At 67.6% G+C, this 19,338-nt stretch carries 25 protein-coding genes; 11 read left to right on the top strand and 14 right to left on the bottom strand.

Annotation, left to right across the window (positions count from 1 at the left end; genetic code table 11):
• The first annotated feature begins 102 nt into the window (after positions 1 to 102).
• Entirely contained in the window at positions 103 to 741 is a 639-nt protein-coding gene (queE, locus tag AC1DYD_RS07135; RefSeq protein WP_478172054.1) for a 7-carboxy-7-deazaguanine synthase, read from the top strand.
• A gap of 24 nt (positions 742 to 765) precedes the next feature.
• Positions 766 to 1,149, top strand: coding sequence for a 6-pyruvoyl trahydropterin synthase family protein (locus AC1DYD_RS07130; protein WP_478172053.1), 384 nt, complete (start codon positions 766 to 768; stop codon positions 1,147 to 1,149).
• A gap of 37 nt (positions 1,150 to 1,186) precedes the next feature.
• On the opposite strand, the gene AC1DYD_RS07125 is transcribed toward AC1DYD_RS07130, so the two are convergent.
• The 4 genes from AC1DYD_RS07125 to AC1DYD_RS07110 all read right to left on the bottom strand — a co-directional run bounded on the left by AC1DYD_RS07125 (position 1,187) and on the right by AC1DYD_RS07110 (position 3,537).
• Complete coding sequence (locus AC1DYD_RS07125; RefSeq protein WP_478172052.1) at positions 1,187 to 2,188, bottom strand: NAD(P)H-dependent glycerol-3-phosphate dehydrogenase; 1,002 nt, start codon at positions 2,186 to 2,188, stop codon at positions 1,187 to 1,189.
• A gap of 25 nt (positions 2,189 to 2,213) precedes the next feature.
• Positions 2,214 to 2,678: a protein-export chaperone SecB gene (secB, locus tag AC1DYD_RS07120; RefSeq protein ID WP_478090814.1), complete on the bottom strand. Its 465-nt coding sequence runs from the start codon at positions 2,676 to 2,678 to the stop codon at positions 2,214 to 2,216.
• Positions 2,679 to 2,848: 170 nt separating this feature from the next.
• Positions 2,849 to 3,109, bottom strand: a complete 261-nt coding sequence (gene grxC, locus AC1DYD_RS07115; protein WP_478172051.1) for a glutaredoxin 3 — start codon at positions 3,107 to 3,109, stop codon at positions 2,849 to 2,851.
• A gap of 20 nt (positions 3,110 to 3,129) precedes the next feature.
• The gene (locus AC1DYD_RS07110; RefSeq protein WP_478172050.1) at positions 3,130 to 3,537 is read right to left on the bottom strand and encodes a rhodanese-like domain-containing protein; all 408 of its coding nucleotides are present in this window, start codon (positions 3,535 to 3,537) and stop codon (positions 3,130 to 3,132) included.
• Positions 3,538 to 3,609: 72 nt separating this feature from the next.
• Here AC1DYD_RS07110 and gpmA point away from each other — a divergent pair, with 72 nt between their 5' ends.
• From gpmA to AC1DYD_RS07095, 3 genes are all read left to right on the top strand, one after another.
• Complete coding sequence (gene gpmA, locus AC1DYD_RS07105) at positions 3,610 to 4,353, top strand: 2,3-diphosphoglycerate-dependent phosphoglycerate mutase (protein ID WP_478172049.1); 744 nt, start codon at positions 3,610 to 3,612, stop codon at positions 4,351 to 4,353.
• Positions 4,354 to 4,452: 99 nt separating this feature from the next.
• A complete protein-coding gene (locus AC1DYD_RS07100; RefSeq protein ID WP_478172048.1) occupies positions 4,453 to 5,895 on the top strand; it encodes a S41 family peptidase in 1,443 nt (480 codons plus the stop codon).
• Positions 5,896 to 5,943: 48 nt separating this feature from the next.
• Entirely contained in the window at positions 5,944 to 6,702 is a 759-nt protein-coding gene (locus tag AC1DYD_RS07095; RefSeq protein WP_478172047.1) for a HesA/MoeB/ThiF family protein, read from the top strand.
• Here AC1DYD_RS07095 and AC1DYD_RS07090 read toward each other — a convergent pair.
• Both AC1DYD_RS07090 and AC1DYD_RS07085 read right to left on the bottom strand, forming a co-directional pair.
• Positions 6,699 to 8,735 carry an AsmA family protein gene (locus AC1DYD_RS07090; RefSeq protein ID WP_478172046.1) on the bottom strand — a complete coding sequence of 679 codons (2,037 nt, stop codon included), beginning with the start codon at positions 8,733 to 8,735 and terminating at the stop codon, positions 6,699 to 6,701. The two genes, AC1DYD_RS07095 and AC1DYD_RS07090, sit on opposite strands and share 4 nt — an antisense overlap.
• A 6-nt stretch (positions 8,736 to 8,741) precedes the next feature.
• Complete coding sequence (locus AC1DYD_RS07085) at positions 8,742 to 8,942, bottom strand: hypothetical protein (protein ID WP_478172045.1); 201 nt, start codon at positions 8,940 to 8,942, stop codon at positions 8,742 to 8,744.
• Positions 8,943 to 9,210: 268 nt separating this feature from the next.
• On the opposite strand from AC1DYD_RS07085, the gene AC1DYD_RS07080 reads away from it, so the two are divergent.
• Positions 9,211 to 9,609 (top strand): response regulator, encoded by a 399-nt coding sequence (locus AC1DYD_RS07080; protein WP_478172044.1) that lies wholly within the window; start codon positions 9,211 to 9,213, stop codon positions 9,607 to 9,609.
• A gap of 16 nt (positions 9,610 to 9,625) precedes the next feature.
• Here the strand turns inward: AC1DYD_RS07080 and AC1DYD_RS07075 are convergent, their stop codons facing one another.
• Positions 9,626 to 10,258: a response regulator gene (locus AC1DYD_RS07075; protein WP_478172043.1), complete on the bottom strand. Its 633-nt coding sequence runs from the start codon at positions 10,256 to 10,258 to the stop codon at positions 9,626 to 9,628.
• Positions 10,259 to 10,365: 107 nt separating this feature from the next.
• On the opposite strand from AC1DYD_RS07075, the gene AC1DYD_RS07070 reads away from it, so the two are divergent.
• From AC1DYD_RS07070 to AC1DYD_RS07050, 5 genes are all read left to right on the top strand, one after another.
• Positions 10,366 to 11,706, top strand: a complete 1,341-nt coding sequence (locus tag AC1DYD_RS07070; RefSeq protein WP_478172042.1) for a CHASE3 domain-containing protein — start codon at positions 10,366 to 10,368, stop codon at positions 11,704 to 11,706.
• Positions 11,707 to 11,878: 172 nt separating this feature from the next.
• A complete protein-coding gene (locus AC1DYD_RS07065; protein WP_478172041.1) occupies positions 11,879 to 12,043 on the top strand; it encodes a DUF1328 domain-containing protein in 165 nt (54 codons plus the stop codon).
• Between the two features lie 51 nt (positions 12,044 to 12,094).
• Positions 12,095 to 12,469 carry a hypothetical protein gene (locus tag AC1DYD_RS07060; protein WP_478172040.1) on the top strand — a complete coding sequence of 125 codons (375 nt, stop codon included), beginning with the start codon at positions 12,095 to 12,097 and terminating at the stop codon, positions 12,467 to 12,469.
• A 25-nt stretch (positions 12,470 to 12,494) separates the two neighbouring features.
• A complete protein-coding gene (locus tag AC1DYD_RS07055; RefSeq protein ID WP_478172039.1) occupies positions 12,495 to 12,875 on the top strand; it encodes a hypothetical protein in 381 nt (126 codons plus the stop codon).
• Entirely contained in the window at positions 12,865 to 13,314 is a 450-nt protein-coding gene (locus AC1DYD_RS07050; RefSeq protein WP_478172038.1) for a hypothetical protein, read from the top strand. The genes AC1DYD_RS07055 and AC1DYD_RS07050 overlap by 11 nt, the downstream gene beginning before the upstream one ends.
• Positions 13,315 to 13,432: 118 nt before the next feature.
• On the opposite strand, the gene AC1DYD_RS07045 is transcribed toward AC1DYD_RS07050, so the two are convergent.
• From AC1DYD_RS07045 to AC1DYD_RS07015, 7 genes are all read right to left on the bottom strand, one after another.
• Complete coding sequence (locus tag AC1DYD_RS07045) at positions 13,433 to 14,263, bottom strand: DUF429 domain-containing protein (RefSeq protein WP_478172037.1); 831 nt, start codon at positions 14,261 to 14,263, stop codon at positions 13,433 to 13,435.
• Positions 14,264 to 14,274: 11 nt separating this feature from the next.
• Positions 14,275 to 14,697 (bottom strand): BLUF domain-containing protein, encoded by a 423-nt coding sequence (locus AC1DYD_RS07040; RefSeq protein ID WP_478172036.1) that lies wholly within the window; start codon positions 14,695 to 14,697, stop codon positions 14,275 to 14,277.
• Positions 14,698 to 14,709: 12 nt separating this feature from the next.
• On the bottom strand, positions 14,710 to 15,441 hold the full coding sequence (gene folE / locus AC1DYD_RS07035) for a GTP cyclohydrolase I (protein ID WP_478172035.1): 732 nt from the start codon (positions 15,439 to 15,441) through the stop codon (positions 14,710 to 14,712).
• Between the two features lie 69 nt (positions 15,442 to 15,510).
• The gene (locus AC1DYD_RS07030; RefSeq protein ID WP_478172034.1) at positions 15,511 to 16,269 is read right to left on the bottom strand and encodes an endonuclease/exonuclease/phosphatase family protein; all 759 of its coding nucleotides are present in this window, start codon (positions 16,267 to 16,269) and stop codon (positions 15,511 to 15,513) included.
• Entirely contained in the window at positions 16,266 to 16,733 is a 468-nt protein-coding gene (gene nudB, locus AC1DYD_RS07025; RefSeq protein WP_478172033.1) for a dihydroneopterin triphosphate diphosphatase, read from the bottom strand. The genes AC1DYD_RS07030 and nudB overlap by 4 nt, the downstream gene beginning before the upstream one ends.
• A 23-nt stretch (positions 16,734 to 16,756) precedes the next feature.
• Positions 16,757 to 18,562, bottom strand: a complete 1,806-nt coding sequence (gene aspS, locus AC1DYD_RS07020; protein WP_478172032.1) for an aspartate--tRNA ligase — start codon at positions 18,560 to 18,562, stop codon at positions 16,757 to 16,759.
• Positions 18,563 to 18,599: 37 nt separating this feature from the next.
• Entirely contained in the window at positions 18,600 to 19,220 is a 621-nt protein-coding gene (locus AC1DYD_RS07015; protein WP_478172031.1) for a DUF502 domain-containing protein, read from the bottom strand.
• Positions 19,221 to 19,338 lie beyond the last annotated feature (118 nt).

Raw genomic sequence — 19,338 nt, 5'->3', positions numbered from 1 at the left:
GCCCCGCGCGTCCCGCCGCCTCGCGGAGCGACCGAACTCCGATGAGGTTCCCGGCTCGGCAGCACGGCTGATCGACAACCTCGAAATCGACACCTGAACCCGATGAGCTACAGCGTCAAGGAAATCTTCTACACCCTGCAGGGCGAAGGCGGCCAGGCCGGCATGCCGGCCGTGTTCTGCCGCTTTGCCGGCTGCAACCTGTGGAGCGGCCGCGAGAGCGATCGCGCCAGCGCCGTCTGCCGCTTCTGCGACACCGATTTCGTCGGCACCGACGGCACGCTGGGCGGCAAGTTCGCGAGCGCCGAGTCGCTGGCCGACACCATCGCCGCGCAATGGCCGGCCGATGACACCGCGCATCGGCTGGTCGTGCTGACCGGCGGCGAGCCGCTGCTGCAGGTCGATGCCGCACTGATCGCCGCACTGCATGCGCGCAGCTTCCGCATTGCGGTGGAAAGCAACGGCACCGTGGCGGCACCCGAGGGCATCGACTGGCTTTGCATCAGCCCGAAGGCGGGCGCGCCCTGGCTGCAGCGCTCGGGCCAGGAACTCAAGGTGGTATGGCCGCAGCCCGGCCTGGACCTCGACGCGCTGCAGGCCGGCGGCCACTTCGCACACCACTTTCTGCAGCCGATGGACGGCCCCGCGCAGGCCGACCACATCGCGCTGTGTATCGACACCTGCATGCGCCGCCCCGGCTGGCGCCTGAGCCTGCAGACTCACAAGCTGACCGGCATCCGCTGACCTCGGAACATGACGACCCTCGCGATGAACCTTCGACGATTCACCGTCAGCCAGCGCTTCTTCTTCGACGCCGCCCACACGCTCGAGCGTGCCATCGAGACCGAAGCCAGCCGCCGCATCCACGGCCACACCTACCGCGCGGAAGTCGCGGTCAGCGGCCCGCGCGATGCCCGGACCGGCATGGTCGTCGACCTCGGCCTGCTGCGCCGGCGACTGGACGCGCTGCGCGAACGGCTCGACCACCACCTGCTCGACGAAGTGCCCGGACTGGGCACGGCGACGCTGGAAAACCTCTGCGTGTTCATCGCCGACGCCCTCGCCGACATGCAGCCGGCGCCCTCGCGCGTGCGGGTCTGGCGCGAGGCACTGGGCGACGAATGCGTGCTGGATCTGGCGCCGCGCGCTTGAGCGCCAAGGCCGGTTCCACGAAGCCGGCGGTTCAGGTTCAGGCCGACTCGACGCCGGGCTCCCGCCCCATCAAATCCGCGACGGCCTGCGCAGCCTGTACGCGGCCGTCCAGCACGGCCACCACGCTGCCGGAAATCGGCATCTCGACGCCCATATGGCGCGCACGCTGCACCACCGCCCTCGCGCAGTAGACGCCTTCGGCCACATGCCCGAGCGACTCGACCGCCTGCGACAGCGTCCGGCCCTGCGCCAGCAGCAGGCCGACCTTGCGGTTGCGCGACAGGTCGCCGGTCGCGGTGAGCACCAGGTCGCCGAGCCCCGACAGGCCCATGAAGGTCTCGGCCCTGGCGCCGAGGGCGACACCGAAGCGCGTCATCTCGGCCAGGCCGCGCGTGATCAGCGCGGCCCGCGCATTGAGGCCGAGGTCGAGCCCGTCGGCCAGTCCGGTCGCGATCGCGAGCACGTTCTTGACCGCGCCGCCGACTTCGACGCCGACGATGTCCTCGTTCGCGTAGACACGCAGGGTCGGCCCATGGAAAGCCCCGACCAGCGCCTCTCGCACGGCGGCCAGGGGACTGGCCGCGACCAGCGCGGTAGGCCGGCCCTGTGCCACTTCCTGCGCAAAACTCGGGCCGCTCAGTACGCCGGCCGTGAGGCCGGGTGCCACACGCGCCTGGATCTCATGGGCCAGCAGCCCCACCTCGGCGGAGCCGGCCTGCGCCGGCTCGACACCCTTGGAGAGCCATGCCACCGGACAGCCGACATGGCGCAGCAGGACGAGTTGCTCGCGCAGCGCCGACATCGGCGTCGCCACGATCACGAGCTCGGCGTCCGCGAACGCGGACGATGCCTCGCCGCCGCGCACATTCAGCGTCGTGGGGAATCCGATGCCGGGGAGATAGCGCGCGTTTTCGCGCGCCGACGACATGGCCTGGACCTGGGCGGCATCGCGCGCCCACAGCGTCACCGCATGGCGGCCGGCGGCATTGATCGCCAGCGCCGTGCCCCAGGCACCGGCGCCGAGCACGCAGATCTTCATCGGCGAAAGGGCCGCTGCGGCAGATTTACTGCGTGACGATCGGCGAAGCCTGGCCGGCGGCCTGGGCTTGCTGCTGCTCGAACATCGCCTGGAAGTTGATCTCGGCCAGGTGCACCGGCGGGAAGCCGCCGCGCTGGATCACGTCGGCCACGTTGCCGCGCAGGTAGGGGTAGACGATCTGCGGGCAGGCGATGCCGAGGATCGGGCCCATCTGGTCTTCCGGCAGGTTGCGGATCTCGAAGATGCCGGCCTGCTTGGCCTCGACCAGGAACACGGTCTTGTCGTTGATCTTGGTCTGCACGGTGGCCGACACGGTGATCTCGAAGATGCCGTCGGTCACCGGCTGGGCATCGACGCCGAGCTGGATGTCGACGGTCGGCTGTTCCTGTTCGAGCAGGATGGCCGGCGAATTGGGTTGCTCGAGCGACAGATCCTTCAGGTAGACGCGCTGGATCTGGAAAACGGGGTCTTGTGCTTGCTGGTCGGCCATGGCTCTAACTTTCGGGAAATCAAAACAATGCCCGCCCGGGAGCTCCCGGCGCGGGCTGCTGGAGGTAGCCGGCCATTATGGCCCGGCGGAAGACCCCCACGCGGTGCACTTCGGGTCGTCGTGCGCCCCGAGGGCGGCGCAGTCGGCCTTGGGGCGGCCCGTCGTCGGGCTCAGGCGCCGTGCAGCAACGACGCCAGTCCACCCCGTCCGTCGAGCGCGATCAGGTCGTCGCAGCCGCCGACGTGGGTCTCGCCGATGAAGATCTGCGGCACCGTGCGACGGCGCGTGAGGTCCATCATCGCGGCCCGTGCCTGCGGGTCGCTATCGATGCGGATCTCTTCGATCTGTTCGACGCCCTTGGACTTGAGGATTTGCTTCGCGCGAATGCAGTAGGGGCAAACGGCGGTGGTGTACATCTTGACGGCTTGCATCGCGACTATTTCGTGGGGTTTCAGGCCTTTTCAAGCGGCAGATTAGCGTCTTTCCAGGATTTGAGTCCGCCGGCCACTGCTTGGGCCTGCTCGTAGCCGAGCTTCCTGGCCGTGGCGACCGCGCGCTGTGCCCGTGCCCCACTGGCGCAGATAAGCAACAACGGCAACGACTTGTTCTTCACGGCGGTCGGCAGCTTCTGCTCGAGCTGGGCCAGCGGCACGTTCTTGGCGCCCGTCACGTGACCGGCGGCGAATTCCTCGGGCTCGCGGACGTCGACCACCACCGCGCGCTCACGGTTGATCAGTTGCACCGCCCCCTGCGCCGAGAGCGAGCCGGCGTTCGCGCCGCGCACCATCGGCCATGCCAGCATGCCGCCCGAACTGAGCGCAATCAGGATCAGCATCCAGTTGTCGATGATGAATTTCACGGTATTCCTTGAGTGGCAAACCCCGGATTTTAGAATGTCGGCTTTCCGCACGCGTTCCCAAAGGCCTCTCCCATGCACAAACTGGTACTGATCCGCCACGGCGAATCGACCTGGAATCTCGAAAACCGCTTCACCGGCTGGACCGATGTCGACCTGACGCCGACCGGCGTCGAGCAGGCCAAGCAGGCCGGCCGGCTGCTGAGGGCCGAGGGCTACGACTTCGACGTCGCCTACACCAGCGTGCTCAAGCGCGCCACCCGCACGCTCTGGCACACGCTCGACGAACTCGACCGCACCTGGCTGCCGGTGGTCCATTCCTGGCGCCTCAACGAGCGGCACTACGGCGGCCTGCAGGGTCTCAACAAGGCCGAGACGGCCAAGAAGTACGGTGACGAGCAGGTGCTGGTCTGGCGCCGCAGCTACGGCACGCCGCCACCGCCGCTCGAGCCGAACGATCCGCGCAGCGAGCGCGGCGACGTCCGCTACGCCAAGCTGGCGCCCGAGCAGGTGCCCCTGACCGAATGCCTGAAGGACACGGTCGCCCGGGTGCTGCCGTTCTGGAACGAATCGATGGCGCCGGCGGTCCGCGCCGGCCGCCGGCTGCTGGTGGCAGCGCACGGCAATTCCATCCGCGCGCTGGTGAAGTACCTCGACGGCATTTCCGACGACGCCATCGTGGGCCTGAACATTCCGAACGGGATCCCACTGGTGTACGAGCTCGACGACGAGCTCAAGCCGCTGCGCCACTACTATCTCGGCGACGCCGACGCCGCCGAGAAGGCGGTGGCCGCGGTGGCTTCCCAGGGCAAGGCGTAACAGAAATTCTCAATTTGTTCGGCTGGGTGAGGAACCGCGGCCGGCAACTTGCTTCCAAGCTGTGTATATTGGGCTGACAGGCGACAAGGACACTTTCACATGGGCCAGAAAATGAAGATCACCGGCTGGGTCGCCGCGGGCGCCTTTGCCGGCGTGCTGACCACCGTCTCGTTACAAACCGTTGCGCGCGGGTCGCTGGCTCCCTTGCCCCTCGAGGAACTGCAGCAGCTGGCTGCGGTTTTCGGCATGGTCAAGAGCGACTATGTCGAGCCGGTCGACGAGAAGAAGCTGATTTCGGATGCGATCTCGGGCATGGTTGCCGGGCTCGACCCGCATTCGCAGTACTTCGACAAAAAATCCTTCAAGGAATTCCGCGAAGGCACCACCGGCCGCTTCGTCGGCGTCGGCATCGAGATCTCGCAGGAAGACGGCCTGATCAAGGTGGTGTCGCCGATCGAGGGTTCGCCGGCCTACCGCGCCGGCCTCAAGCCCAACGACCTGATCACCAAGATCGACGACACCGCGGTGCGCGGACTGTCGCTCAACGAGGCCGTCAAGCGCATGCGCGGCGAGGCCAACACCAAGGTGCTGCTGACCATCTTCCGCAAGGACGAGAACCGCACCTTCCCGGTCACGATCACGCGCGAGGAAATCCGCACCCAATCGGTTCGCGGCAAGGTGATGGAGCCGGGCTACGCCTGGATCCGCCTGTCGCAGTTCCAGGAACGCACGGTCGACGATTTCGTCAAGAAGGTCGAAGAGATCTACAAGCAGGACCCGAACCTCAAGGGCCTTGTGCTCGACCTGCGCAACGACCCCGGAGGCCTGCTCGACGCCGCGGTCGCGATCTCGGCCGCGTTCCTGCCCGAGAATGTCACGGTGGTGTCGACCGACGGCCAGCTGGCCGAGAGCAAGTCGATCTACAAGGCGGCGCCCGAGTTCTACCAGCGCCGTGCCGGCAGCGACCCGCTGCGCAACCTGCCCGCGGCCCTGAAGACCGTGCCGCTGGTGGTGCTCGTGAACGAAGGCTCGGCCTCGGCCAGCGAGATCGTCGCCGGCGCCCTGCAGGACCACAAGCGCGCCACCGTCATGGGCAGCCAGACCTTCGGCAAGGGCTCGGTGCAGACGGTGCGTCCGCTCGGCCCCGACACCGGCCTGAAGATCACCACGGCACGCTACTACACGCCCAGCGGCACCTCGATCCAGGCCAAGGGCATCGTGCCCAACGTGCTGGTCGACGAGAGCGCCGAGGGCAGTCCCTTCGCGGCGCTGCGCATGCGCGAGGCCGACCTCGAGAAGCACCTGGCCAGCGGCCAGGGCCCCGAGAGCAAGGACCCCGAGCGCGAGAAGGCCCGCGACGAGGCCCGCAAGCGCCTCGAGGAAGAGGCCAAGAAGCCGCCGCAGGACCGGAAGGTGCCCGAATTCGGCGCCTCCGACGACTTCGCGCTGGCGCAGGCCCTCAAGAGCCTCAAAGGCCAGCCGGTGATGGTCAGCAAGACGCAGATCATCGTCGACAACAAGGAAGAGAAAAAGGACAACTGATCCCGGGCGGCTCCAGCGGGAGCCGTCGCCCCGGCGATCGCGCGGCGCATGGAAGACCACGACCTGCTGCGCTACTCGCGCCACATCCTGCTGGAGGAATTCGGCATTGAGGGCCAGGCGCGCGTGAGCGCCGGACATGCCCTGGTGATCGGCGCCGGCGGGCTCGGTTCGCCCGCCCTTCTCTATCTCGCCGCGGCCGGCGTCGGGCGCATCTCGCTGGTCGACGACGACGCGCTCGACCTCACCAATCTCCAGCGCCAGATCGCGCACACCACGGCCCGCGTGGGCATGCCCAAGGTCGAATCCGCGGCCGAGGCGATGCGGGCGATCAACCCCGACATCCGGATCGAGACCCACTGCCTGCGCGCCGACGACGCATTGCTGGCCGAGCTCGTGGCGGGCGCCGACGTGGTGCTCGACTGCAGCGACAACTTCGCCACCCGGCATGCCGTGAACCGCGCCTGCGTCGCCCATGCCAAGCCGCTGGTGGCCGGGGCCGCGATCCGCTTCGACGGCCAGCTCAGCGTCTACGACACGCGCGATGCTGCCTCGCCCTGCTACGCCTGCCTGTTCCCGCCGGATGCTGCCTTCGAGGAGACGCGCTGCGCCGTGCTGGGCGTCTTTGCGCCGGTGGTCGGTGCCATCGGCACGCTGCAGGCCAGCGAGGCGCTGAAACTGCTCGCCGGCATCGGCCCCTCGCTGGCCGGGCGCCTGCTGATGTTCGACGGCCGCCGCACGGCCTTCGACTCGCTGGGGGTGGCGCGCGACCCGGGCTGCACGGTGTGCGGGCACCGCCCGCCGCCCTAACCGCCCGGCGCTGAATGCTGCCTCGCCTTCGCGGCACCGGCGGCGGCGCCGCGCGAGGACGGCTGCTGTGCCTCGGCCAGCACCTCGGCGCAGTCGGCGTCCTTTCCCGGGCCTGTTTCGACGGTGGCGGCCAGCGCCAGCAGGGGGTTGATCGCGGCCAGCGCCAGCGCCGCCGCGCCGCGCGTCGCCAGCGGCGCGGCCTCCACGCCCGCCTTCGGTGACGCGAAGCTGCCGCGCACCCGCAACGGGCTGCGCAGCGCCAGGATGCTCATGTCCTTGGGCTGCGGCCTGACCACGATGTCCATCCGCTCGGTGGCCAGGTTGATGTTGCCGGTGGCATTGAACACGGTGTCGCTGGTGTCGAAGACCAGGCTGCGGCCGTTCATCACCCCCTTGTCGACATCGAAGGCCACCGCCGCGCAGCGCAGTTCCACGTTGCGGTCGCCCTCGAGCAGGAACTTGATGATCTCGCCGCCGTCGAGGCCCAGGTACTCGAGCAGCAGATTGCTGAACTGGCCCTTTCCGGTGATGGCCGCGACATCGCCGGAGGCAGCGCCCAGCCAGCTCGCCATCGAATTGCCCCGGCCGGACAGGTTGATCCTTCCGTCGAGCCGGCCGAAACTGGTCTTCAGCGTCTCGATCTTCGGAATCAGCCTGCTGAGCTGCATGGCCCGGATGTCGAGCGCGGCCCGGATGTCGGCCGGATCCTGGGTCGCGTCGATCCGAATCGCGCCGCCGATCTTGCCGCTGGCCACCCCGAGGTGGAGCGGGTCCAGGACCAGCACGCCGTCCTTCAGCTTCACCTGCACGCTGCCATTGTCGAGTGGCAGCTCGCGCACGTTCTGGATCCGCTCCGCGGTGTAGCTGACATCGGCGTTCATCGCGCGCAGGCGCTCGAAGTCCAGCGGGGCGTCCGGCAGCACCTTGCGTGCGGGGTCGTTCTGCTTTCGCCTGTTGACCTGGGTGATCGTCGGCGGCGGCGCCACGCCCTCGACCGCGCTGGCCGAGCGCGCGGTCGGCGGCAGGCCGATCAGCGGGCCGAGATCGTCCATGTCCATGACCCGCGAGCGCAGGGTGCCCGCCAGGTGAGGGATCTTCTGCGCCTTGTCGAACTGCATGTCGCCGGCGATGTCGGACAGGCCCAGCCGGCCCTTCAGCCCCCGCACTTCCCACAGCGCGGCGTTCTTTCTCAGGTTGCCGCTCAGCGCATAGGGCGGCGTCTGCGGCAGGGCGATGCCCAGCGCCGGGTAGAGCCGGCCCAGGTCCGGGCCCCGCATCTCGAAGCGGGCGTCGAGTCCGTCGAGGTCGGCCAGTTCGACCACCGTGCCATCGGCCTTCAGGCGGGTCTGACCGGCCTTCAGATCGATCTCGATCGGAAACGGCGGCCGACCTGCGGAAGTCAGCTGCAGCACGTTGCCCGTGCGGCCGACCGCGGTCAACGGCTGGGCGCGGTAGCGGCCCTTGACCTGGTAGCTGAGCGGCATGTCGCCACGGCTGCCGTCGAAGCTGAAATCGGCATGCAGGTCCAACTCCAGCGCCGGAGCCAGGAAATCCACACTGCCACCGTCGACCTCGATCAGCCCGATGGTCGGTACCGTGCCCGCTTCGCCCTCACCCTTGCCGAAGGCCCAGGTCTTGCGGCCATCTGCCTCCATCTGCAGCCCGACCGAAGGCTGGCTCAAGCGCAGACGCGGCAGCACGACGCGCTGCGCCAGCAATTGCCAGAAGCTGATATCGAACTCGGCCCGCTCGGCGCGCAGCAGGTAGGGGTCGCGGGCCCAGGAGGGGTTCGCGAACGCGATGCCGTCGAACTTGACCGTCGCCAGCCGCCAGCCCAGATCGACATCCAGGTGGCGCGTGACCTCGAACCGGCGACCGGTCTTTTCGCTGACATGGCGATTCAGCGGCTCGCGCAGCATGTCCCAGGGAAAGAAGGCGAACCCCAGCAGGCATGCCGCGAACAGCCCGAGCACGAACCCAAGGAGCCCCAACCAGAGGCGGCGGTGCGCAACAGCAGCAGGCGCGTCGGGCATGGAGCGTCAATCGATCGGCGCGGCCATCCGCTCGGAGGAGACAGCTTCGGGCGCGAGGAGGCAGACGACAGCGATTCCCGAGACAGCAGCGCTCGTGGCCGCCTCGGCCAAGCGCAACTCGGCCATGGCGGGCTCGCCGCCCGCGACCGCAGCGCCTGCCGCGAGAGCGATGAGGCCCATGGCGATGAAACTCCAGACAACGTTCATTGCGGCACCTCAAGGATTCGTTTCGTGAAGACGGCCATGCGACCATGGACTCGAGCATGCGCGGCCGGGGCCGTGGCCGGGGTCGGTGGCCGGCCGGACTGGTTGTGGGGCGCAACCTACGGCCGCCTCCCGGGCCGCCGTAAGAACAAGACTACAGCTTGAAGCCCTTCATGCCTTCACCCTCCCGGCGGATAATCCGTAACACTGCCAGCTTTCTCCTTTGGGGCTGGCAAGGGCCGGCGAGGCTTGCCAGGGGGCAGCGGTTCTCATGGACGCAAGATTGAAAACCTACATCGTCGAAGACAACATCACGATCCGAGAGAATCTCGTCGGCACCTTGGAGGAACTCACGTGCATCTCGGCGATCGGTTACGCGGAGACCGAGGCTGAAGCGAGTCAATGGCTGGTCGACCATGCCGACGATTGGGAACTGGCCATTGTCGACCTGTTCCTCAAACAGGGCAGCGGCCTGGGCGTTCTGCAAACCTGCAAGGACCGGCGTCCGAGCCAGAAGGTGGTGGTGCTCAGCAACTACGCCACGCCCGACATCCGCAAGCGCTGCGCCCAGTTCGGCGTCGACGCGGTGTTCGACAAATCCAACGAGATCGACGGCCTGATCGATTTCTGCATTGCGCAGGCGGCCTTGCTCAAGGCCACCCGGAACTGACCCCCGCGACGCGGGCTCAGTCGATCAGCTTGTTCTTCAGCGCGTAGTAGGTCAGGTCGCTGTTGGACGAGAGATTCATCTTCTCCATCAGGCGCGTACGGTAGGTGCTCACCGTCTTCACCGACAACGACAGCGTCTTGGCGATGTCCCCTGCGGTCTCGCCCTTGGCCAGCTTGAGGAAGACCTGGAACTCGCGCTCCGACAGGTGTTCGTGCGGCGCCGCGTCGTCCTTGCGATCGAGCTGGCGCGCCAGCAATTCGGCCACTGCCGGCGTGATGTAGCGCCGGCCCAGCGAGATGGTGCGGATCGCGTTCACGATCTCGATCGGCTCGCACTCCTTGTTGAGGTAGCCGCTGGCGCCCTGGCGGATCAGGTTCATCGCGTAGTGCTCTTCGGGATAGCCGCTCAGGATCAGGATGCCCACGTCCGGCGCCTTGGCGCGGATCATGGCCAGGGCGTCGATGCCACTCTGGCCGGGCATGGAGAGGTCCATCACCAGTACATCGAGTTCCGTGGTCCGGACAAGCTCGATCGCCTCGCGGCCGCTGGCCGCCTCACCCACCACGCGAAGGTCGACATGCTCCGAAAAGAACTGGCGCAAGCCGGAACGCACGATGGCGTGGTCGTCCACAATTCCGATCTTGATCATCTGTTACCTTCATCCTTCTATCGCGGCCTTGTGCGTCGCAACATGCCGGTCCCTGATCGGCTCCGATTATTCCCGAAATTGATCTGCAGGCATTGTTCGGAAACCTCATGCGCTGGTTCGCCCTTCCCAACATGGCCCTCGGCCTCACGCTCGCCGCCCTGGCGGCGCTCGCCTTGATCGGCATCAACGAGGCCGGCTTCCAGCAATCGCACCGCGCCCTGCAGGACGTCGGAGATGCGCAGAAGGCCCGCGGCGCGCTCAACCTGATGCTGCAGAACGTCCTCGATGCCGAAACGGGCCAGCGGGGCTTCCTGCTGACAGGGGAGGCGCGCTACCGCGAACCGTACGATCAGGCAGTGAAGCAGATCGACGGCCATCTGGCGACACTGCAGGCGCTCTATGCCGGGCGGCCCGCCGAACTCGCCCGGCTCGGCGAATTGTCCAAGCACGTGGCGCGCAAGCTCGCCGAGATGGAAATGAGCGTTCGCCTGCGCCGGGACGGCAACGAGGACGCCTGGAAGTTCGTCATCACGACCGATGTCGGCCGAGAGGAGATGGAGGCCATCCGCGAGCAGGTCCGATCGCTGATCGCGATCAGCAACGAAGAGCTGGCGCGCAGCCAGCTCCAGATCGCGAAGTCGCTGCGCCTGAGCCGTATCGGCATTGCCCTCGTCACGCTCGCCGGGCTGCTGGCCTTCTATCTTTACCTGCGCGAGACCCACGCGCTGCGCTCGGCGGGCGAGCGCCAGCAGCAGGCGCTGCAGCGCGAGCGCAATGCGCTCGAAGGCGAGGTGCGCGAACGCACCGCGACGCTGGCCGAACTGGCCACCCACCTGCAGCAGGTACGGGAGGCCGAGCGCGGCTACCTGGCGCGCGAGCTGCACGACGAGCTGGGCTCCCTGCTGACGGCCGCCAAGCTCGATGTCGCGCGCCTGAAGTCCAGACTCAACGATGCACCGGACGCCACGCAGCGGCTGCAGCACCTGAACGAGCTGCTCAACAGCGGCATCGCGCTCAAGCGCCGCATCATCGAGGATCTCCGGCCTTCGTCGCTGTCCAACCTGGGCCTGGTCGCTTCGCTCGAGATCCTCGGCCGCGAATTCGCCGAGCAATCGGGCATGGAGATCGAGATGGTGCTCGAGCCGGTCGAGCTCGACGAGGACAACCAGCTCACGGTCTATCGGATGGTGCAGGAAAGCCTGACCAATATCGGCAAGTATGCGCAGGCCACCGAAGCCAGCATCGTCATGAAGAACTACGGCAACCATGTGGTCGTCGAGGTGAGCGACAACGGCAAGGGCTTCGACACCCTGCACACCCGTCCGTCGACCCACGGTCTTGCCGGCATGCGGCATCGCGTGGAAGCCGCCAAGGGCAAGCTGAGCATTTCGTCGACGCCGGGCAAGGGAACGCACTTGAGCGCGATCCTGCCTGCCAAGCCGGCCTGACGCAGCGTCCTGCCGCACGGGCGGCCGCCCCTTTCGGGTTCTCTCCTACGCCCTCAGGCAGCTGCTGCTGACAGGGCCTTCGCAACGCTGCACTTAACGTGGATGCCAAGCCGTCCGGGTACCGGGTGCGCTGGTTTTCAAATCATCGAGGTTCCCTCGAAAAGGAGTCAGCATGTTGCACTACGCAGTCGTCTTCCTGGTCATTGCATTGATCGCCGCCCTGTTCGGATTCGGCGGTATCGCGGCCAGTGCCGTGGGCATTGCGAAGATTCTGTTCGTGATCTTCATTGTTCTGGCGGTCGCCAGCTTCATCGCGGGCTTGATACGACGCGGCTAGCGTCGTTACGATGGACAGGCAACGCAATCTTTTTCCAGAAGGACCTATCCCATGAACACAACCGTCAAGACTCCCTCGCAACTCGCCGAGGATGCCCGCCAGACCGCCAACGATGCCATCGACACGACGCGCGCCTACGCGCAGAACGCGGTCAACGCGGCCGGGGAAAAGGTGCGCGACCTGCGCCGCGATGCCGAACCGGCGGTCGAGCAATTGGCAGCGCGCGTACAGCAGGCCGTTCAGCGCGGCATTGATGCCGCCTCGACCACCAGCGCGCGGGCCCAGCGGCGCCTCGAAGCCGCCGCCGACGTGACCGGGAAGTACATTGCCGACCAGCCCGTGCGCTCGGTGCTGGTGGCCGCCGCAGCCGGCGCCGCCATCACCGCGCTGATCGTCCTGGCCAGCCGCCGCCGCAACGACGACTGATCCGGGAACCGGCCGCCGCAGCACCATGATCCATCCCATCTACTCCACGGTGCTCGGTCATCCGGAGCTTGTTGCCGAGCATCTCGCCAACTACGGCGCGCTGGTCGGGCAGGAGGCCCGGGAAGCAGGCGAAGGATTCGTGGCTCGGGCGATCGCCGGTGTTCTGGCGGCGGCCAGCGCCCTGACGGCCCTGGGGCTGATCGGCGTCGCCGTGATGCTCGGCGTGCTGCACGGCAGCTTTCATTGGGTGCTCGCCGCGGTGCCCGCCGCCGCGATCGCCATCGCGCTGCTTGCGGCGCTGGTTGCGGCGCGGTCCCCGCCCTTGCGAGCATTCGCCGACCTGCGTACACAGCTCGACGCCGACTTGCAGGCGCTGCGAGCCGCCGGAGAAGGTCATGGCCGCTGAGCGCCGGGAGCCCACTCCGCAGCAGCGGCTGGCGCTGTCGCGCAGGGCGTTGATTGCCCAATTGCAGGGCGATCGTCGCGAGCTGCCGGACGGCGCGCTGTACGCCGTGCCGCCGGCCACGGTCCGACCAGGCGGCGCCTTCGAGCCATTCGCATGGCGTTCCGTGGCCCGCGGCATGGTGCGCCGATGGTGGCGCCGGCATCCAGCGAACGCGGTCGGCCAGGTCGCCCGGCCCCTGCTGGCGCGCTATGCGCGCGAGGAACCGGCCAAGCTGGTCGGCGCCGCGGCGGCGGCCGGCGCCTTGCTGGTGCTGGTCAAGCCGTGGCGATTGCTCTCCCTCACCGCCGTGCTCACCGCCGTCATGAAGACGTCCGACGTCGCCGACGTGGTCACCACGCTGATGCAGAAGAAAGCCGACCCACGCAAGAAGCTCCCATGAAGGCCGCCGTGCCGGAGGAGATCCTGACCGACGAGGAAGAGCACGCCGTCGAACGCAAGGACGGGCTCGGGCACTGCAGCGCAGCGCAAGACGCCGGCCGCCGCAGGACATCGGGAGCTCAGGCCGTCACGATCCAACCCTCGATCGGATCGATCGCCGCGGGAAGCCCGTAGCCGTGACCGCGACTGTCGCTGCGCGCCGCGGCCCAGGCCGCCTGGACCAGGCACAGCGCCGCATCGAGGCAATCGCCCTTGGCGTCATCCAGCAGCAGCCCGCGGACCGTGTCGTCGAGCGCGAGCCGCAGCCCGAGCCGCCCCGCGCCTGTTTCCAGCGCGGCCACGAGATCCGCCCGCGCCGCCCGGCGTTCGGCATTCTGGCCAGCCGCCGCGTCGCTCTTGTAGCTGCGCCTGCCGATCAGTTCGCGGGCCAGCAGGCCGGGGTAGGCCTCCAGGGCGATGCGCGAGGCGCCTGCGGTCCGGTGCGGCGGGTGCAGGCCCGGCACGACGGCTCCGGCCGCCAGCAGACGTGGCACGCCGGCATGCAGCATGAACGCGACCGGCGGATTGACCCATTTCATCGACGGGCTGGAGCCGGCGGGGCCATCGGTCCGTCGATGCGCGAACTTCCCGCCGCTGGGCCGCGCCGCACAAAAGGCGGCGAAGGTGCGCCGGATCTCCTCGCGCCCGAGACCGGCATAGTGCGCGATCAAGGGCTCCCATTCGCGGGGCCAACCGAGTTCGACGACCAGCTCGCGCGGCAGGCCGAACGGCAGATCGAAGGCGCCCACCCAGGCCGGTGTCGTACGCAGCCAGTGCGCCCAATGGTCGAGGGTGGCGAAGGCCTGGAACCCCGACAGCCCCACGCGCCCGTCGCGTTTCGATCCGAGCGCGACCATGATCGGCTTGCGGGCGCTCGGCGCGCTCGAGAAGTCGCAGCCGAGCAACAGCAACGGAGGGCGCTTCAGTGGCGTCCGACGATGGCCGCGGTGGCCATCAGTTCTTCCAGCAGCGCAAGCGACACCTTGCCCGAGACCGAGTAAGGATCGAGCTCGGGCCGCTCCGAGTACTTGAGCAGGGTCGAAGCATTGAGCTTCGACAGGTTGACCTGCCCCATGGTCCAGCCGCCGAATCGGCGCTCGGAGATTTCCTCGTAGTGGAGCAGCACCACGTCCTTGTGGCGCGGATCCCGCTGGATGTGGCCGTAGAGCTCGCTGATCGGCATCCGGCCGCCCTCGATGGCCTGCAGGAACACGCCCGCGCCATAGCAGAGGATGCCGGTGATGCCGCAGGAGGTGTTGTGCGAGCGCGCTTGCGCGAGGATGTCGTCGATGGCGCCCTGGCTGGTGTCCACGGCGCGGCTGGCGTAGAGAAGGCGTACGAGCATGGTGTGTCCTGCTTAGCGCTGGCGCGGAAGAAGGGATAGGAATTCGCGTCGCAGATTGGGGTCCTTGAGGAAGACGCCGCGCATGACCGAGTTGATCATCTTGCTGTCCATCTCCTTGACGCCCCGCCACTGCATGCAGAAGTGCTCGGCCTCGACCACCAGCGCCAGTCCGTCGGGCTGGGTCTTCTCCTGGATCAGGTCGGCCAGCTGCACCACCGCCTCTTCCTGGATCTGCGGCCGGCCCATCACCCATTCGGCCAGGCGCGCGTACTTCGAGAGGCCGATCACGTTGGTCTGCTCGTTCGGCATGACCCCGATCCAGAGCTTGCCGATGATCGGGCAGAAATGGTGCGAGCAGGCGCTGCGCACCGTGATCGGGCCGACGATCATCAGCTCGTTGAGATGCTCCGCATTGGGGAACTCGGTCAGCGAGGGCGCCGGCACATAGCGGCCCTTGAACACCTCGTTGAGGTACATCTTCGCCACGCGGCGGGCCGTGTTGCCGGTGTTGTGGTCGTTGTCGAGGTCGATCACCAGGCTCTCGAGCACGTGCTTCATCTTGCCCTCGACCTCGTCGAGCAGATGCTCGAGTTCGCCGGGCTGGATGAACTCGGCGATGTTGTCGTTGGCGTTGAAGCGCTTGCGGGCGGCGACGAGACGCTCGCGTATCTTCACGGACACGGGCGTGCCCTCGTCTTCATCCCCGGCGGCGGGGCGCGGTACGGCGTCGATGGTCCTTAGCATCCACGCATCCTATCAGCGAATGGATTTCTGGCGATGACCCTACAGCGCCCTACCCGCGTACCGGGGCAGCTATTGTTTTGATAGCGAAAAATCGGTCACCAGCGGCAGGTGGTCGGACATCCGGGCCCAGACGGGCCCGCGCGGCACCGCGGAGGCGACCGGCACGACCTGGCGGCCATAAATGAAATCCAGTTGGGCGACCGGCAACCGCGAGGGGTAGGTCAGCGTGCGCGGCCCGCGCAGGTCGCTCGAATCGCGCATGGCCATCGCGTTCATCGCGTAGCGCATCCGGGCGCCCCAGTCGTTGAAGTCGCCGGCCACCACCAGCACGTCGTCGGGCGGAATCTCGCGCTCGATGAACTCGCGCAACTGCGCGACCTGGCGAATCCGGCTGCCCTTGATCAGGCCCAGGTGCACCACGATGGTGTGCACCGTCTGCCCGTCGAGATCGATCGCCACGTGCAGCAGCCCGCGTTGCTCGAAACGGTGGTCCGAGATGTCCTGGTGGGTCTTGCGCAGCACCGGCCAGCGCGTCAGCAGCGCGTTGCCGTGCTCGCCGTGCCGGGTGATGGCGTTGGTCTCGTAGACCGCCGTATAGCCCTCGGGCGCCAGGAAATCCGCTTGCGGCATTTCGGGCCAGCGGTTGAAGCGCGCGGCGGCCTGCCGGTTCATCTTGCGGACTTCCTGCAGGCAGATGATGTCGGCATCGAGCTGCTCGATCGCGTGGCCGAGGTTGTGGATCTCCAGCCGCCTGGCAGGGCCGATGCCCTGCACACCCTTGTGGATGTTGTAGGTGGCTACGCGAAAGCTGGTCGCCGGAAAATTCATTGCGCAAATTGTGGCAGGAGCAGGATGGCTGCGGCGTTGGTGGACGAAAAAGTCAGCGCGGCAGCATCCCGGTACGGCAGCCACTGCCAGGCGGTGTGCTCGCAAGGATCGAGCCGTGGCGCGAGCCGCTCCGGCACCCGGAGGCCGAACACGTGCTCGGTATTGCGGGTGACGCCAGGCGCGTAGCGCGCCCGCCAGCGGGGCAGGATCTCGAAGTCGTTGCAGCGCTGCCAGTCGACCAGCCGGGACGCCAGCGCACTGCCCGGGCCGCAGAGAATACCGGTCTCTTCCTCGACCTCGCGCGCCGCCGTGCGCGCCAGCGGCTCGTCCTCGAAGTCCTTGCTGCCGGTCACCGATTGCCAGAGATCGTCCGCGCCGACCCGGCGGATCAGCAGCACATCGAGCGCCGGCGTGTAGATCACGACCAGCACCGACTCGGGGATCTTCCAGGGCCGCTCGCTCATGCTTGCGACCCCTCCGCCCGCCCTCAGGCGGCCTGTGGCGTGTTGCGCAGCTTGATGTGCAGTTCGCGCAGCTGCTTCTCGTCGACCGGGCTCGGCGCCTGCGTCAGCAGGTCCTGGGCGCGCTGGGTCTTCGGGAAGGCGATCACGTCGCGGATCGACTCGGCCCCGGTCAACAGCATCACCAGCCGGTCGAGGCCGATCGCAATACCGCCGTGCGGGGGTGCACCGTATTGCAAGGCGTCCAGCAGGAAGCCGAACTTGTTCTGCGCGTCCTCGGCGCTGATCTTGAGGGCGCGGAACACCTTGCTCTGCACTTCCTCGCGATGGATACGGACCGAGCCGCCGCCCATCTCGATGCCGTTGAGCACCATGTCGTAGGCCTTGGCGATGCACTTCTCGGGCGCCGTGTCCATCAGGTCCTCATGGCCGTCCTTGGGCGCGGTGAACGGGTGGTGCACGGCGGACCAGCGCTGGCCTTCCTCGTCGAACTCGAACATCGGGAAGTCCACCACCCACAGCGGCGCCCAGCGGTCGTCGAACAGGCCGTTCTTCTTGCCGAAGGCGCTGTGGCCGATCTTCACGCGCAGTGCGCCAATGGCGTCGTTGACGACCTTTTCCTTGTCGGCGCCGAAGAACAGGATGTCGCCGTTGCGGGCACCCGTGCGGGCGATGATCTCGGCCAGCGAAGCGTCGTTGAGGTTCTTGACGATCGGACTCTGCAGGCCTTCGCGGCCCAGCGCCGCATCGTTGACCTTGATATAGGCCAGGCCCTTGGCACCGTAGATCTTGACGAACTCGGTATAGCCGTCGATCTCGCCGCGCGAGAGACCGCCCTCGCCGCCGCCGCCCGGCACACGCAGCGCGACCACGCGGCCGCCGGGCGTGCTCGCGGCCTGGGCGAACACCTTGAACTCGACATTGCGCATCACGTCGGTCAGTTCGGTGAACTCGAGCTTGACGCGCAGGTCGGGCTTGTCGGAGCCGTACTTGAACATCGCGTCGCCGTAGCTCATGACCGGGAACGGCGGCAGCTCGACCTCGGCCGCGGCGCGGAACACCTTGCGGATCATGCCCTCGAACATTTCGCGAATCTCTTCCTCGGCCATGAACGAGGTCTCGATGTCGATCTGCGTGAACTCGGGCTGGCGGTCGGCGCGCAGGTCTTCGTCGCGGAAGCACTTGACGATCTGGTAGTAGCGGTCGTAGCCGGCCACCATCAGCAGCTGCTTGAAGAGCTGCGGCGACTGCGGCAGCGCGAAGAAGCTGCCGTCGTGCACGCGGCTCGGCACCAGGTAGTCGCGCGCGCCCTCGGGCGTCGACTTGCCGAGCATCGGCGTCTCGATGTCGATGAAGCCGTTGGCGTCGAGGAACTTGCGCGCTTCCATCGTGACCTTGTAGCGCAGCATCATGTTGCGCTGCATGGCCGGACGGCGCAGGTCGAGCACGCGGTGCGTGAGGCGGGTGGTTTCCGAGAGGTTGTCGTCGTCGAGCAGGAACGGCGGCGTGACCGACGGGTTCAGCACCTTCATCTCATGGCACAGGACCTCGATCTTGCCGCTCTTGAGGGCCTCGTTGATCGTGCCTTCGGGGCGCGCGCGCACCAGGCCCGTGACCTGCACGCAGAACTCGTTGCGCAGGCCTTCGGCGGCGGCGAAGGTGGAGGCGCGATCCGGGTCGCACACCACCTGGACGTAGCCCTCGCGGTCGCGCAGGTCGATGAAGATCACGCCGCCGTGGTCGCGCCGGCGGTTGACCCAACCGCACAGGGTGACGGTTTGTCCGAGGAGGGCTTCGGTCACGAGACCGCAATAGTTTGAACGCATGGCCATAGATGGATTCCGGCGCCGCGAAGGCGCGTCTTTGTCTTTACTTGATCGCGATCGCCGCGGGGCCGCCGGGAACGACCACCCCCATCGACACGATGTACTTGAGCGCGTCATCCACGCTCATCTTGAGTTCGATGCAGTCGCTGCGCTTGAGCATCACGAAATAGCCGCCCGTCGGGTTGGGCGTGGTCGGCACGTAGACGCCCAGGTAGTCGCCGCCGCCCAGGTGGCCGACCACCTCATGGCCCGGCGTGCCGGTCACGAAGGCGATGGTCCAGGCCCCGGGTCGCGGCCACTCGATCAGCACCGCGGTTCGGAAGGCATTGCCGTTCTCGGAGAACAGCGTGTCGGAGACCTGCTTGACGCTGGAATAGATGGAGCGCACCACGGGAATGCGGCGCACCACGGCATCGCCCCAGCCCAGCAGCCGCTTGCCGACGAAGTTGCTCGCGATGGCGCCGACCGACAGCAGGATGGTCAGCGTCAGCAGCACGCCGAGGCCGCGCACCTTGTGCTCGTTCAGGTACTGCTGCCACGACTCCGGCAGCAGCCACAGCGTCTGGTCGAGCGTGCCGATGATCCAGTTCAGCACGCCGAGCGTGATGACCAGCGGCACGATGACCAGCAAGCCGGAGAGCAGCCATTTGCGCAGCGCGAGCATCCCGGACCCTCAGTCGCTGCCTGCAGAAGGCGCCGGTGCCGGCGCCGCCGCGGGTGCCGGGGCACTGGCGGGCGCTGCGGCGGGCTTGGCAGCGGCGCCGTCCGCGGTCGCGGGGGCC

This window comes from Variovorax sp. P4_B11, from assembly GCF_056402355.1.
This window is presented reverse-complemented; position numbering and strand designations above follow the sequence as displayed.

Bases quoted from the DNA above. Each gene is read 5' to 3' on its own strand.
- queE (WP_478172054.1), top strand. From the start codon at position 103: ATGAGCTACAGCGTCAAGGAAATCTTCTACACCCTGCAGGGCGAAGGC.
- AC1DYD_RS07130 (WP_478172053.1), top strand. From the start codon at position 766: ATGAACCTTCGACGATTCACCGTCAGCCAGCGCTTCTTCTTCGACGCC.
- AC1DYD_RS07125 (WP_478172052.1), bottom strand. From the start codon at position 2,188: ATGAAGATCTGCGTGCTCGGCGCCGGTGCCTGGGGCACGGCGCTGGCG.
- secB (WP_478090814.1), bottom strand. From the start codon at position 2,678: ATGGCCGACCAGCAAGCACAAGACCCCGTTTTCCAGATCCAGCGCGTC.
- grxC (WP_478172051.1), bottom strand. From the start codon at position 3,109: ATGCAAGCCGTCAAGATGTACACCACCGCCGTTTGCCCCTACTGCATT.
- gpmA (WP_478172049.1), top strand. From the start codon at position 3,610: ATGCACAAACTGGTACTGATCCGCCACGGCGAATCGACCTGGAATCTC.
- AC1DYD_RS07100 (WP_478172048.1), top strand. From the start codon at position 4,453: ATGGGCCAGAAAATGAAGATCACCGGCTGGGTCGCCGCGGGCGCCTTT.
- AC1DYD_RS07095 (WP_478172047.1), top strand. From the start codon at position 5,944: ATGGAAGACCACGACCTGCTGCGCTACTCGCGCCACATCCTGCTGGAG.
- AC1DYD_RS07090 (WP_478172046.1), bottom strand. From the start codon at position 8,735: ATGCCCGACGCGCCTGCTGCTGTTGCGCACCGCCGCCTCTGGTTGGGG.
- AC1DYD_RS07085 (WP_478172045.1), bottom strand. From the start codon at position 8,942: ATGAACGTTGTCTGGAGTTTCATCGCCATGGGCCTCATCGCTCTCGCG.
- AC1DYD_RS07080 (WP_478172044.1), top strand. From the start codon at position 9,211: ATGGACGCAAGATTGAAAACCTACATCGTCGAAGACAACATCACGATC.
- AC1DYD_RS07075 (WP_478172043.1), bottom strand. From the start codon at position 10,258: ATGATCAAGATCGGAATTGTGGACGACCACGCCATCGTGCGTTCCGGC.
- AC1DYD_RS07070 (WP_478172042.1), top strand. From the start codon at position 10,366: ATGCGCTGGTTCGCCCTTCCCAACATGGCCCTCGGCCTCACGCTCGCC.
- AC1DYD_RS07065 (WP_478172041.1), top strand. From the start codon at position 11,879: ATGTTGCACTACGCAGTCGTCTTCCTGGTCATTGCATTGATCGCCGCC.
- AC1DYD_RS07060 (WP_478172040.1), top strand. From the start codon at position 12,095: ATGAACACAACCGTCAAGACTCCCTCGCAACTCGCCGAGGATGCCCGC.
- AC1DYD_RS07055 (WP_478172039.1), top strand. From the start codon at position 12,495: ATGATCCATCCCATCTACTCCACGGTGCTCGGTCATCCGGAGCTTGTT.
- AC1DYD_RS07050 (WP_478172038.1), top strand. From the start codon at position 12,865: ATGGCCGCTGAGCGCCGGGAGCCCACTCCGCAGCAGCGGCTGGCGCTG.
- AC1DYD_RS07040 (WP_478172036.1), bottom strand. From the start codon at position 14,697: ATGCTCGTACGCCTTCTCTACGCCAGCCGCGCCGTGGACACCAGCCAG.
- folE (WP_478172035.1), bottom strand. From the start codon at position 15,441: ATGCTAAGGACCATCGACGCCGTACCGCGCCCCGCCGCCGGGGATGAA.
- AC1DYD_RS07030 (WP_478172034.1), bottom strand. From the start codon at position 16,269: ATGAATTTTCCGGCGACCAGCTTTCGCGTAGCCACCTACAACATCCAC.
- nudB (WP_478172033.1), bottom strand. From the start codon at position 16,733: ATGAGCGAGCGGCCCTGGAAGATCCCCGAGTCGGTGCTGGTCGTGATC.
- aspS (WP_478172032.1), bottom strand. From the start codon at position 18,562: ATGGCCATGCGTTCAAACTATTGCGGTCTCGTGACCGAAGCCCTCCTC.
- AC1DYD_RS07015 (WP_478172031.1), bottom strand. From the start codon at position 19,220: ATGCTCGCGCTGCGCAAATGGCTGCTCTCCGGCTTGCTGGTCATCGTG.